The sequence below is a fragment of the Acinetobacter sp. H1(2024) genome, assembly GCF_046557555.1.
GTDB classification, from domain to species: Bacteria; Pseudomonadota; Gammaproteobacteria; order Pseudomonadales; family Moraxellaceae; genus Acinetobacter; species Acinetobacter seifertii.
On the sequence record NZ_JBKGFO010000004.1, the window covers coordinates 20,367 to 32,757 of the forward strand.

The 12,391-nt window shown below is 38.6% G+C and carries 15 protein-coding genes and 1 pseudogene; 4 read left to right on the top strand and 12 right to left on the bottom strand.

Going from position 1 to position 12,391, the window contains the following annotated elements; translation table 11 throughout:
- Positions 1-250: 250 nt before the first annotated feature.
- The gene (gene rho / locus ACLCEG_RS12000) at positions 251-1,519 is read left to right on the top strand and encodes a transcription termination factor Rho (RefSeq protein WP_001054522.1); all 1,269 of its coding nucleotides are present in this window, start codon (positions 251-253) and stop codon (positions 1,517-1,519) included.
- Between the two features lie 186 nt (positions 1,520-1,705).
- On the opposite strand, the gene ACLCEG_RS12005 is transcribed toward rho, so the two are convergent.
- A complete protein-coding gene (locus ACLCEG_RS12005; RefSeq protein ID WP_077162702.1) occupies positions 1,706-1,840 on the bottom strand; it encodes a hypothetical protein in 135 nt (44 codons plus the stop codon).
- Positions 1,841-1,932: 92 nt separating this feature from the next.
- Between ACLCEG_RS12005 and ACLCEG_RS12010 the strand changes: the two genes are divergently transcribed.
- Positions 1,933-2,196 carry a hypothetical protein gene (locus ACLCEG_RS12010; protein ID WP_410567673.1) on the top strand — a complete coding sequence of 88 codons (264 nt, stop codon included), beginning with the start codon at positions 1,933-1,935 and terminating at the stop codon, positions 2,194-2,196.
- A 167-nt stretch (positions 2,197-2,363) separates the two neighbouring features.
- Here ACLCEG_RS12010 and ACLCEG_RS12015 read toward each other — a convergent pair whose 3' ends face one another.
- Genes ACLCEG_RS12015 through pheS form a run of 3 tightly spaced genes read right to left on the bottom strand, consistent with a single transcriptional unit; the run spans position 2,364 to position 6,051 of the window.
- A complete protein-coding gene (locus ACLCEG_RS12015) occupies positions 2,364-2,660 on the bottom strand; it encodes an integration host factor subunit alpha (protein WP_000126166.1) in 297 nt (98 codons plus the stop codon).
- A complete protein-coding gene (gene pheT, locus ACLCEG_RS12020) occupies positions 2,657-5,038 on the bottom strand; it encodes a phenylalanine--tRNA ligase subunit beta (protein ID WP_410567675.1) in 2,382 nt (793 codons plus the stop codon). Before pheT ends, ACLCEG_RS12015 begins: the two co-directional genes overlap by 4 nt.
- A 32-nt stretch (positions 5,039-5,070) precedes the next feature.
- The gene (gene pheS, locus ACLCEG_RS12025) at positions 5,071-6,051 is read right to left on the bottom strand and encodes a phenylalanine--tRNA ligase subunit alpha (protein WP_002054514.1); all 981 of its coding nucleotides are present in this window, start codon (positions 6,049-6,051) and stop codon (positions 5,071-5,073) included.
- A gap of 157 nt (positions 6,052-6,208) precedes the next feature.
- On the opposite strand from pheS, the gene ACLCEG_RS12030 reads away from it, so the two are divergent.
- Positions 6,209-7,210: a hypothetical protein gene (locus ACLCEG_RS12030; RefSeq protein WP_107973746.1), complete on the top strand. Its 1,002-nt coding sequence runs from the start codon at positions 6,209-6,211 to the stop codon at positions 7,208-7,210.
- A gap of 6 nt (positions 7,211-7,216) precedes the next feature.
- Here the strand turns inward: ACLCEG_RS12030 and ACLCEG_RS12035 are convergent, their stop codons facing one another.
- The 5 genes and pseudogenes from ACLCEG_RS12035 to ACLCEG_RS12055 all read right to left on the bottom strand — a co-directional run.
- Complete coding sequence (locus ACLCEG_RS12035; protein ID WP_347914002.1) at positions 7,217-7,720, bottom strand: GNAT family N-acetyltransferase; 504 nt, start codon at positions 7,718-7,720, stop codon at positions 7,217-7,219.
- A gap of 58 nt (positions 7,721-7,778) precedes the next feature.
- Positions 7,779-8,336, bottom strand: a complete 558-nt coding sequence (locus ACLCEG_RS12040; RefSeq protein ID WP_410567678.1) for an NADAR family protein — start codon at positions 8,334-8,336, stop codon at positions 7,779-7,781.
- A 91-nt stretch (positions 8,337-8,427) separates the two neighbouring features.
- A complete protein-coding gene (rplT, locus tag ACLCEG_RS12045; protein WP_000124858.1) occupies positions 8,428-8,787 on the bottom strand; it encodes a 50S ribosomal protein L20 in 360 nt (119 codons plus the stop codon).
- A gap of 11 nt (positions 8,788-8,798) precedes the next feature.
- Positions 8,799-8,993 (bottom strand): 50S ribosomal protein L35, encoded by a 195-nt coding sequence (gene rpmI, locus ACLCEG_RS12050; protein WP_002054552.1) that lies wholly within the window; start codon positions 8,991-8,993, stop codon positions 8,799-8,801.
- Positions 8,994-9,004: 11 nt separating this feature from the next.
- Positions 9,005-9,103: pseudogene (locus tag ACLCEG_RS12055) on the bottom strand (hypothetical protein); the annotation flags it as partial.
- A 139-nt stretch (positions 9,104-9,242) separates the two neighbouring features.
- Between ACLCEG_RS12055 and nreB the strand changes: the two are divergent.
- Positions 9,243-10,493, top strand: coding sequence for a nickel resistance MFS transporter NreB (gene nreB, locus ACLCEG_RS12060; protein WP_134262295.1), 1,251 nt, complete (start codon positions 9,243-9,245; stop codon positions 10,491-10,493).
- Positions 10,494-10,533: 40 nt separating this feature from the next.
- On the opposite strand, the gene ACLCEG_RS12065 is transcribed toward nreB, so the two are convergent.
- The 3 genes from ACLCEG_RS12065 to infC form a co-directional block, all read right to left on the bottom strand.
- On the bottom strand, positions 10,534-10,962 hold the full coding sequence (locus ACLCEG_RS12065; RefSeq protein WP_033846493.1) for a YqaA family protein: 429 nt from the start codon (positions 10,960-10,962) through the stop codon (positions 10,534-10,536).
- 51 nt (positions 10,963-11,013) lie between these two features.
- Positions 11,014-11,634, bottom strand: a complete 621-nt coding sequence (locus ACLCEG_RS12070) for a glutathione S-transferase N-terminal domain-containing protein (protein WP_019456643.1) — start codon at positions 11,632-11,634, stop codon at positions 11,014-11,016.
- 205 nt (positions 11,635-11,839) lie between these two features.
- Positions 11,840-12,391 (bottom strand): translation initiation factor IF-3, encoded by a 552-nt coding sequence (gene infC, locus ACLCEG_RS12075; RefSeq protein ID WP_077162708.1) that lies wholly within the window; start codon positions 12,389-12,391, stop codon positions 11,840-11,842.

Here is a 12,391-nt window from a genome sequence, read left to right on the forward strand (position 1 = left end):
TAGCTGATCTCACTTATATTGCATGCTCAAGAGGCACTGAAGGGAATCGTCTTCTGTCCGGCTTCTTACAAGACACAAACATAAAGATCGCCACTCGGCAACAGAAATTGTTTTTTCACATTTCTCTTCGAAACAGTTAATCAGACTTCTGAATTGTTATTGTGTAAATACAATTGCGATACTCTTTTTTGTATGCGAGCGATTTTTCTTCTTTTAAACCACACTCTACTCTTTCCTAATTCTGACCCTTATGAATTTAACTGAACTCAAGAAAAAACCAATCGGCGAACTAATTAAAATTGCTGAATTTATGGGCCTTGAAGGTATGGCTCGTAACCGAAAGCAAGATATTATCTTTGCCATCTTGAAACGCCATGCAATGAATGGCGAAGAAATTTTTGGTGACGGCGTTCTTGAAATTCTCTCTGATGGTTTTGGTTTTTTGCGCTCTGCCGCAGGTTCGTATTTAGCAGGTCCGGATGATATTTATGTGAGTCCTTCACAAATCCGACGCTTTAACTTGCGTACAGGTGATACCATCACAGGTACTATTCGCCCTCCAAAAGAAGGTGAGCGTTATTTTGCGTTGCTCAAAGTTAATCAAATTAACTATGACACGCCAGAAAATTCTCGAAATAAAATTTTATTTGAAAACTTAACTCCTCTTTTCCCAACCGAACAATTGGTTATGGAACTAGGTAATGGTACGACAGAAGACTTAACTGCTCGTGTTGTCGACTTAGTTGCCCCAATTGGTAAAGGTCAACGTTCAATTATTGTTGCACCGCCAAAAGCGGGTAAAACAATGTTACTTCAAAACATTGCTCAATCTATTGTTAGAAACAATCCGGAAGTTTTCCTTATTGTTCTACTTATTGATGAGCGTCCAGAAGAAGTAACTGAAATGGAGCGTACTGTACGCGGTGAAGTTGTTGCCTCAACATTTGATGAAGCACCTGCACGTCACGTACAAGTTGCAGAAATGGTGATTGAAAAAGCAAAACGTCTTGTTGAACATAAAAAAGATGTTGTGATTTTGCTTGACTCTATTACACGTTTAGCTCGTGCATACAACACTGTAATTCCTTCATCTGGCAAGGTACTAACAGGTGGTGTAGATGCTCACGCATTAGAACGTCCTAAACGTTTCTTTGGTGCTGCCCGTAACATCGAAGAAGGTGGTTCTTTAACGATCATTTCTACTGCGCTTATTGAAACTGGCAGTAAAATGGACGATGTAATTTACGAAGAATTCAAAGGTACTGGTAACCAAGAAATTACGCTTGATCGCCGTATTGCTGAAAAGCGTGTCTTCCCTGCCATGAATATCAAAAAGTCTGGCACACGTCGCGAAGAACGTCTAATGGATGAAGATAAATTACGTAAAGTCTGGATTCTCCGCAAACTTCTTCACCCTATGGATGAGTTGGCTGCTATGGAATTCTTACTTGATCGTATGAAAGAAACCAAAACAAATGATGATTTCTTTGATCAAATGAAACGTAAAGCTTCAACTTAATCAATTTTACTATCATTCAAAAAAGCTACTCTATTGAGTAGCTTTTTTATTTGGTTGACAAGCTTTACACAAAAATACATTTTGTTGTTTTCTATGTAAGAATATATTTAAGTTTTTGAAAACAAATATTTTTAGTATAAAAAAATTAGGTTTTTTAGTAGCTTACTTATACCTTTTCCAATATGTTTAATCTAATTGATTGTTTTTTTCTGTTAAAAAACAGCCTGTTTTTTCGTTTTTTCTACGCTTTTTTGACAGGTGGCAGTAGTATTTCAACATTCGCAGTGATAGCATAGCGGCAGACCAGTTAGACTGCTCCATGCGTTGTTACCTAGCTACGTTTAGGAATAATAAAAGCAAAACAGCCTAACTTAGGTTTTTTTAATCTCAAATTTTTTTGTGAGAGTGATGCCATGTTATTCAAAAAATTCGCTGTTGCTGCTGCTGTTGCCGCTACTTTAGCTTTCGTTGGTTGTTCTAAGAAAGAAGAAGCTCCAGCTGCTGCTGCTGCTTCTGAAGCTGTAGCTGCTGCTTCTGAAGCTACTGCTGCTGCTTCTGAAGCTGCTGTTGCTGTTGACGCTGCTGCTTCTGAAACTGCTGCTGCTTCTGACGCTGCTACTGCTGCTTCTGACGCTGCTGCTACTGCTACTGATGCTGCTGCTTCTGCTGCACACTAATCTATACTCTAGATTAGATAAAAAAGAGGACTTTATGTCCTCTTTTTTTATGCTTAAATTTTATAATTTAAACAATAGCTACGTTATATATTATTTAAATAATATTTATCACCTATAAAATATACTTTATTCCAAACCATTAAAAATTATAAATAAAAAAAAGCAGATCAATCGATCTGCTCATTTCCAACACGTTGTCTAAATTTCTGACCTGCTCTAAAGGTCACTACTCGGCGAGCAGAAATTGGAATTTCTTCGCCTGTTTTAGGATTGCGTCCTGGACGTTCGCGTTTATCTCTAAGTTCGAAATTACCAAAACCAGAAAGCTTAACCTGCTCACCCGCAATCAGCGCTTGGCTAATTTCGTCAAAGAACAACTCGACCATTTGTTTTGCTTCACGGCGATTTAAGCTGGTTAACTCACTTAAATGATCAGCCATGTCTGCTTTAGTTAGTGCTGTCATGAGGCCCTCAATGTCGCTTGATAAGTGTTTTCCAACACTTGGATTATATTGTCCATACCAGATTTAATTTCAGCATCTTCAAGCGTACGTGAAGGATGTTGCCATAGTAGTGCAAACGCTAATGAGCGTTTACCTTCTTCGACACCCTGCCCCGTATACACATCGAATAACCAAGTAGAGTCTAAAAGCTCTCCACCAGTTTTTTCGATTAACTGCTGAATATCTCTAACATTTATATTATCAGAGATTAAAAGCGCAATATCACGTCTAACCGAAGGAAAACGTGATAATTCTGTAAAATTAGATACATAAGATTGCAAAACTGCTGCCTGATCAAGCTCAGCAACCCAAGTTGTGCTCAAATCGAGCTCATTTTCTAAAGATGGGTGCAAACGGCCTAGGTAACCAATTGATTTACCATCAACTAAAATTTCAGCTGATTGTCCCGGATGTAACCAAGCACGCTCTGAGCGTACATATTCAACTTTGACACGTCCAGCAGCTAAAACTTCTTCTACTTCACCTTTGAAGTCGAAGAAATCCATTGGCTGTGGCTTAACATGCCATGACTCTGGTTCACGAGAACCTACAGCAATTAAAGCTAATGTCGGGATTTGCTTTAAGTCTTGAATAGACGTAGCATTTTGATAATCAAAACGCAAACCAAGCTCAAAGAAACGCACACGGCTTTGCTGACGATTTAAATTATATTGGACACAAGGAATTAAACTAGAAAGCAAAGTGCTACGCATTGCTGCCAAATCACTTGAAATTGGATTTGCGAGCATTAATGGATTTACTTGTGGGTTCAATTGCTTTTCAAGTTTTGCATCAGCAAAGCTAAAACTAATTGCTTCTTGGTAGCCCAAAGTAACTACTGTTTGGCGTAACTGTGCAATTTCAAAACGATCTTGGTACTTAGCAAGCTGAACATCCATGCTTGGTAGACTAATTTGGATATTGTCATACCCATCAATACGTGCAACTTCCTCAATCAAATCTTGATAAATTGCCATATCGTAACGATGTGATGGAGGAACAACGCTCCACTCACCTTCAGCTTTAACAGTTACGCTACACCCTAGTCGAGTTAAAGCATCTGTAATGAAATCAGCAGCAACTTGATATCCCAATAATTGGTCTACTTGAGCTTGCTTAAGTTCAATAGCTTCACGTTTTGGAAGTAAATCCGTTTTTTCAGCTACAGTGATAGGACCAAACTCACCACCCGCTAATTCTTGAATGAGCTGAGAAGCACGATTCATCGCAATTAATGGCAATTCAAAATCTACACCGCGTTCATAACGTTGCGAAGAATCTGTATGTAAACCAAAACGGCGAGCACGCCCAGCAATCGCAAGTGGAGCGAAGAATGCGCTCTCCAAGAAGATATCAGCTGTATCATCAGTTACACTTGATGCTAGACCGCCCATAATACCAGCGATTGCTAATGCTTTCTGGTCATCCGCAATCACCATTATATCTTCTTGCAACTCAACTTCTTGATCATTCAAAAGTTGTAACGTTTCTTGTGGCTTAGCTTGGCGAACGTGCACAGTTCCTTCAATTTTAGCTAAATCGAAAGCATGCATTGGCTGACCCAATTCCATGAGAACATAGTTCGTTACATCAACCAGAATGCTGTGAGTACGAATTCCTGAACGCGCTAAAGCTTGTTCCATCCACTCTGGGGTCGCAGCTTTTATATTTACGTTTTTAACTACACGTCCTAAGTAGCGTGGAGCACCATCCGTGCTGATCACTACTTTTTTCTCATTAGCGATTGTCGCATCAACTGATTTGATTTCAGGCTCATTCATTTGCAGTTGGTTGATTACCGCAATCTCACGTGCGATACCACGGATACTGAAACAGTCACCACGGTTTGGTGTAATACTGATATCGATGACGTTATCATCAAGTTTTAAGTATTCACGGATGTTTACCCCTACTGGAGCATCGGCAGGTAGCTCAAGCAAACCATCGATTTTATCTTCAAGGTCAATTTCAGAAGCACCGCACAACATACCTTGTGACTCGACACCACGAAGCTTACCTTTTTTGATTTTAAAATCACCTGGTAATACTGCGCCAATAGTTGCGACAGGTGCTTTCATGCCAGCACGAACGTTAGGAGCACCACATACAATTTGCAGAGGCTCACCTGAACCAATATTCACTGTTGTGACACGTAGACGGTCTGCATCTGGATGCTGTTCAACTGTTAGAACCTCACCAACCACAACCCCAGTAAATGGCTTAGCAACAGGTGCTAGTTCATCTACCTCAAGACCAAGCATAGTTAACTGATCAGATAATGTATCACTATCAATTGCTGGGTTAACCCATGTGCGTAACCAATTTTCGCTAATCTTCATCTTTATAAACCTTATTTAATCCTGAAAAAATGTTAGGCAAATTGGCGTAAGAAACGCACATCATTTTGATAGAACATACGCAAATCATTGATGCCATAACGCAACATTGCAAAACGCTCTACCCCTAAACCAAAAGCAAAGCCTTTGTATTTATCAGGATCAATACCTGCAGCGCGTAATACATTTGGATGTACCATGCCACAGCCTAATACTTCTAACCAACGTCCACGCTCATCCATGATATCCACTTCTGCACTAGGCTCTGTAAATGGGAAATATGATGGGCGGAAACGTACTTTTAAATCTTTCTCAAAAAATTCATTCAGTAGGTTAATTAATAAACCTTTTAATTCAGCAAAGCTGGTGTTCTCAGCAACGTACAAACCTTCGATTTGATGGAACATTGGCGAATGCGTTTGGTCTGAGTCACAGCGATATACACGGCCCGGACATACAATACGAATTGGCGGCTGGCTTGTTTCCATGGTACGAATTTGCACACCAGAAGTATGCGTACGCAACAAATGGTTTGCATCGAAATAGAAAGTATCGTGCATGGCACGTGCAGGATGGTGCCCAGGAATATTTAATGCTTCAAAGTTATGATAGTCATCTTCAACTTCCGGTCCTGTTGCAACCGTAAAACCAGCTTTAGTAAAGAACTGGCAAATACGTTCTTGTACTTGAGTAACAGGATGAACTGTACCAATGCGCTGTCCACGACCTGGTAAAGTAATATCAATGGTCTCATTTGCTAGTTTTTGCGCTAGCGCAGCTTGTTGTAATGCCGTTTGACGCTCAGTTAAAGCGCTATTAATTGTTTCTCGAACAGCATGAATCGCAGCACCTTGTACTTTGCGTTCTTCAGGGTCCATTTTCCCTAATGCTTTCGATTGTTCTGCAAGCTGGCTTTTTTTCCCTGTAAATTGCACACGCACCTGATCAAGTGCAACAAGGTCTTGAGCTGCTGCAATGGCAGCAAGCGCTTCTGTGGTCAGGGCTTCCAGTGACATATTAACTCTCAAAGCAACAAATTTAAAAATATAATAAAACACTGCATTCTAACAGTTTTTCACCGTATTGATGAAGTTTATCCATCATGAAAAATGTATTAGGCAACAAAAAGATAAAACGTATAAAATAATACTATCGTCAATGAGATCAATTATTATGGCGCTCAATCAGATTTGGAAACAACAACTTACACTTGTGACCTACGGTAATGAATACCTTCGCCAGAATTTAAGCTTCAACCAATGGCGACAACATCATATTTTTGATCAACATAGTTTTCAGTTTCGTGACTTAATTTCACAGCATTTACTTGCTCAACATTTCCAAGTTTGGCTAGAAGCACTCAAAAAACAGGGAACAACCCAAATCTCTCTTCACTTATCAACCATCTTAAATGAAGAGCAGAATCCAAATAATAATGTAGAACTTTTACCCTATACCCATTTTATTGTGAGCCATCAAAACAATAAAAAAATCGCATGGATTTTTGGCCATGAGCTTGCCGAATGGTACAGCAGTGATAATGAATTTGAGCCACCTTTAAATCAGCGTAGTGATTTACGTTTAGAAACTTTCTGGCGTTTTGAACTGAATGAAAAATTATCTAAGAAAGTTGATGCTGACTTAAAAGCACCTCAATGGGATGAAATTGCTGACTTTATGGAATCTGAGTTATTTCGAAGTAAGTATGCAGCAGGTTTTGAAGAACCTAAATTTGAGAAAAAATATTTTGATGGGTCAACTCATCAAATCTCAATAGATCATCAACCAACTCTTGCTCTTATTCCTGAAAATTATCCAGCTGATTGTGCACACCAACTCCTCTACCGCACCCAAGCTTTATCAGATTATTTGGAGCAAAAGAAACGCGCCGCAAATGATCCTTTAGGGGAAGACTTAGACCAAGAACAAATTATTAACTTAAGAAATTTTACCCATAAAACTGATGATCTGTTTGCAAAGCTGATTGTTAAAGCTGCCAATCATTATCAAACTGCTCAATTAAAACCTGTTGAGAAACCCTCTCCTTTTGATGCAACAAATGAGTCCGTAACTCATTTAAAAGCACCTCATCATAAAACTGGTGGAACAGGTGTAATCAAGCTCATTATTTTAACCATTATTATTTGTGCCTTAGCTTATTATTTTGGGCTTTAATCTTGATTAAAGTTCCCATTGATAAAGCAACTCTGTTATTCCGAAGCCGAACTCTGGTAGTTCGGCTTCAGCAATTAACTTTGCTCCCATTTTTTCATAGAAGAAGCGACTCGGATTTTTATTAAAAACCTCTAAACGAATAAAAGCATAACCTTGATTTAAAGCGCATTGATAGAACTTTTGAAATAACTCACGACCTATGCCTTGTTTTTGAACTTCTTTTAAAAGATAAAAAGCAAGAATTTCAGCAACATTATTTTCTGGATTTAAATAACCATCGAGAAAGCCTTTTACTACTCCATTTTCAGTATAGATAAATAACTTATGATTAGGACTTCTGCTTATCTCTTTCCATAACTGTTCTTTATCTAGTACGTTAAGCTCATCTAATATTTCTTGCTTAACCATACCGGTATAGGTTTCTTTCCAAGCTTGCACATGTACTTCTGCAATAGATAATGCATCCTTAAATGTTGCTATACGAATATCTGTGTCATTTAATGGTTTCAATTCACTCCCCTCACGTCACTACTTTTTAGAATGAAGTATTGATTAGTCTCACATGCACCTACTCAGTTAAAAACTGCTCTCGAACATGCATTAAAGCAAATCCCAACAAATTTAGACCTTGCCATAGAGATGGATCTTGGATGTGTGGATGGTCTTGCGCCATACCAATACCCCAAATTTTATCGACTGGAGATGCTTCAACCAAAATACGGTCTTTCGTTGCCAATAAGAATTTTTTCAATTCAGTATGCTGTGAAAATTTAGCAAAATTCGCCTGCACCACGATGTCAAAACGATTTTCTTGCCATATCTGTTCGTCATAATTACGCACTTTACGGCCTAGCTGCTTCGCTTCATTCGGATGTTTAACCTGCAAAATTCGTGCAAAAATTTCTTCATCATTAAATAATTTTGCTTTTTGCGCCATCATATAGTGCTCAGCAGTAAAGTACTCGACACCTTCCACCTTAAATTGCGCAGGGAACCACTGGCTAAAACAGCTTTTATCAACAAGATCAGCTTGTTTAGGAGTATGTCCCCAGAAATATAAGTATTTATACTGGTGACCTTGCTGCACTTTTTGAATTAAATCATTTAAAAATTTTTCGTCTTTCATCATTTATCTCTGATTATTTTCTCTTTTTAAAATAGAACCGCTAAAAATAAAAAAGACCGCTAAAAAGCGGTCTTTCTTTGAATCTCTAAGCTTATGCAGCTAATGCGCCTTTAGCTTTTTCAGCTAAAGCAGCAAATGCTACTGCATCATGCATAGCGATGTCAGCTAATACGCGACGGTCGATGATCACTTGAGCTTTTTTCAAGCCATCGATCATACGGCTGTAAGACAAACCGTTTTGACGAGCACCAGCATTGATACGCGCAATCCATAGAGCACGGAATTGACGTTTCTTTTGACGGCGGTCACGGTAAGCGTATTGACCAGCTTTGATTACCGCTTGGAACGCTACGCGGTAAACGCGTGAACGAGCACCATAGTAACCTTTAGCGCGAGCAAGAATTTTTTTGTGACGACGATGAGCCACTACACCACGTTTTACACGAGCCATTTATAATCTCCTTAGATGTATGGGCACATACGACGAACTGAATTCATGTCAGAAACATGAACCATTACACAGCCGCGTAATTGACGGATACGTTTAGCAGATTTTTTGGTCAAGATGTGGCGCTTGAACGCTTGTTTACGCTTAAAACCGTTTGCAGTCGCTTTGAAGCGTTTAGCTGCACCACGGCGAGTTTTTAACTTAGCCATAGTAACCTCTTTTAGGCACCTGTTCGGCGCGATCGCACCATTGCAAAATCGACCTGCAGGTAAGGAAGCGCGTATTTTATAGCATGCTGACTAAAATTAAAACTACTCTTAGCATTTTTTTGGATTACCAACTTAACAAACTAAAAAATTCATATCATTTTTTTAGAAGGTAGTGATTGCTAATAAATTCAGCATCGTGGCTTATTTCACTCTATAATATGTTCAAATTATCAACATACGATATTTCAAATGCAGAAACATGATGCATTCGCTGCACTGCGCTATAGAGATTTCTCTATTGTTACCATTAATCAATTTTGCTTAACGTTAGCAATTTTGATTCAAGAAATTATTGTTGCTTATTCACTTTATCAAATTACCAAAGACCCTCTAACTTTAGGCTTAATTGGATTAGCAGAAGCCATTCCATTTATTGCCCTATCGCTTTGGGGTGGCTATTTTGCTGATAAATTTAATAAACAGGTCATTATGAAAATCTGTTTATTTTTCTCAGTGCCTCTACCTTTAGTTTTGTGGTTGCTGTTTCATTTGCATGGTTTAGGTCATATCAGTGTAAATTTCCTTTCTTGGGGTATTTATGCAGTGATTTTTGGCTTAGGTACCATACGTGGGTTTTACAATCCCTCTGCCACATCATTGAAACCATTCTTAATTCCACGCGAGCTTTATGCCAATGGCGCAACATGGACAACGATTGGTTGGCAAAGTGGCGTGATTATTGGGCCTATGCTAGGTGGGTTTATGCTTGCTTACTTAGGTAGAGAAACCAGTCTTTTTAGTGTTGCAGCCCTACTCAGCATCTGTTTTATTCTCATTAATTTATTACAAAAACGAAGCTTTCCTAAAATTGAAACTACCAATGTATTAGAAAGCTTAGGTGATGGTTTCCGCTTTATATGGAAAACCAAAATAGTTCTCTGGGCTATTTCTCTAGACCTTGCCTCTGTTTTATTTGGAGGTGTGATTGCCCTACTGCCTATCTTTGCAGAAGATATTTTAAAAGTGGGACCAGAAGGCTTAGGTTATCTGCGTGCAGCACCATCTATTGGTGCACTCATTACCATGATTGCTTTGACTCGTTTTCCTCCAACTCAACACGCATGGCGTAACATGCTACTCGCAGTTGCTGGGTTTGGTATATTTACGATTCTTTTCGCTTTCTCAAACAATATGTGGTTATCACTATTTGCACTGGCGATGACAGGTGCTTGTGACAGTATTTCAGTTGTGGTTAGACAAACCATTTTGCAAATTTTCCCGCCAGAAAATATGCGTGGTCGCGTTGCGGCTGTAAATGGAATGTTCGTTTCATCTAGTAATGAATTGGGTGCATTTGAATCAGGCCTAGCAGCTAAATATTTGGGAACGATTGCCGCGACTATTTTTGGTGGTTGTATGACACTTGCAGTGGTCACGTTCTGTTGGTTAAAAACCAACGACCTATTTAAAGTCGACATTACCAAAAGCTCAGAAGACTAATTAAATCCTTTTAATAAAAGCATCTTCGGATGCTTTTACTTTAAATAAAGTCTGTAATTACCCAATAAATGAAAATATAACGCCCAGCCTTAGCAATAAGAACCATAAATAAAAAGCGCCAAAAATTTTCTTTGAATAAGCCAGCAACCAAAGTAATAGGGTCACCAATCACAGGTGTCCAACTTAAAAGCAGCGAATAAAAGCCATACTTATGATAAAAACGTTGAGCTTGTTCTAAACGTTTTTCAGAAACTGGGAACCATTTTTTATGTTTAAACTGTTCTATTTTTAAACCTAACCACCAGTTCACACATGAACCGAGTACATTTCCGAAAGTAGCAATTGAAATGAGAAGAAAAGCGGACTGTTGATTTTTTAATAATAAAGCAGCGAGTACAGCTTCTGATTGTAGCGGTAATAATGTAGCCGCCCCAAAAGCACTCAAAAAAAGTAAAAAGTAACTTAGCATTCTAATTAAACCAAATCACCTTTCACTTTATTCATTACCTATCAAGTAAAATTAGATGACTTTAATTGATAATGCTTTTTGTACAGCTGGACGTGCTGTTAAGCGAACAATGTATTCTTGTACATATGGGTAGTCCTCTAATTGAATACCCTGCCATTCATAGCGCAGAATCCAAGGTAAAATTGCCATATCCGCAATTGAGTATTCGCCTGCAACAAACTTTTGCCCTATAAGCTGTTTGTTTAATACACCATATAGACGTTTAGTTTCATTCAAATAACGCTCTATGGCGTAAGGAATTTTCTCTGGTGCAAAGCGATTGAAGTGATGATTTTGTCCTAACATCGGGCCTAAACCACCCATTTGCCACATGAGCCATTGTTCTACTTCAACTCGCTCTTGCTCGTCAGTTGGATAGAACAAGCCAGTTTTTCGACCTAAATATTGTAAGATTGCGCCTGATTCAAATACTGAAATTGGCTCACCACGAGGACCATCCTGATCAACAATTGCAGGAATTTTATTATTTGGAGAGATTCTTAGGAAGTCGGGTTGAAATTGATCATTTTCTAAAATATTAATTGGATAAAGAGTGTAATCCAGTCCCATTTCTTCTAAGGCAATTGTGATTTTATGTCCATTGGGTGTGCCCCAATAATATAGATCAATCATTCTATTTTCCTATTCATCGTTATCATGACTGCGTCTTGCGTTATATCATGTTTTGGGTAATACAATAATATTTCCAACACCAAAAAACACATAAAATTTGAGAATAACTTTGGTTCAAAAAGTTATTAAATCGCACTTTAAAGGAACTAAACCACAAAATGACAAGCAAAAAAAAGCACTGCTTTTGCAGTGCTTTTTTTGAGTATTACTTTTTCTTTTTAGGTCCAAGTAACATACCCATTTGTCGACCTTCCATTTTCGGAGCTTGCTCTACAACCCCAAACTCAGCTACATCTGCTTCAATTTTTTGTAATTGAGCTAAACCAAGTTGTTGGTGAGCCATTTCACGACCACGGAAACGTAAGGTGATTTTGACTTTATTGCCTTCTTCAAGGAACTTCAAAATAGCACGAAGCTTAACTTGATAATCACCTACATCAGTTGCTGGGCGTAGTTTGATTTCCTTCACTTGCACTTGATGCTGTTTTTTCTTGGCATCTTTTTGCTTCTGTTTCAGGTCAAACAAGTGCTTGTTGTAATCCATGATTTTACAAACAGGCGGCTCAGCGTTTGCGACAATCTCAACAAGGTCAAGATCTGCATCCTCAGCAGCACGCAGTGCTTCATTTAATGAAACAATTCCTTTTTGCTCACCATCAGCAGCGACGAGGCGTACTTCTTTTGCACGGATCTCATCGTTAATTGCTGGACGGTTACTCTTTGCACCTTGTTGTTGGTTACGGTCAGGCTGTTTAAT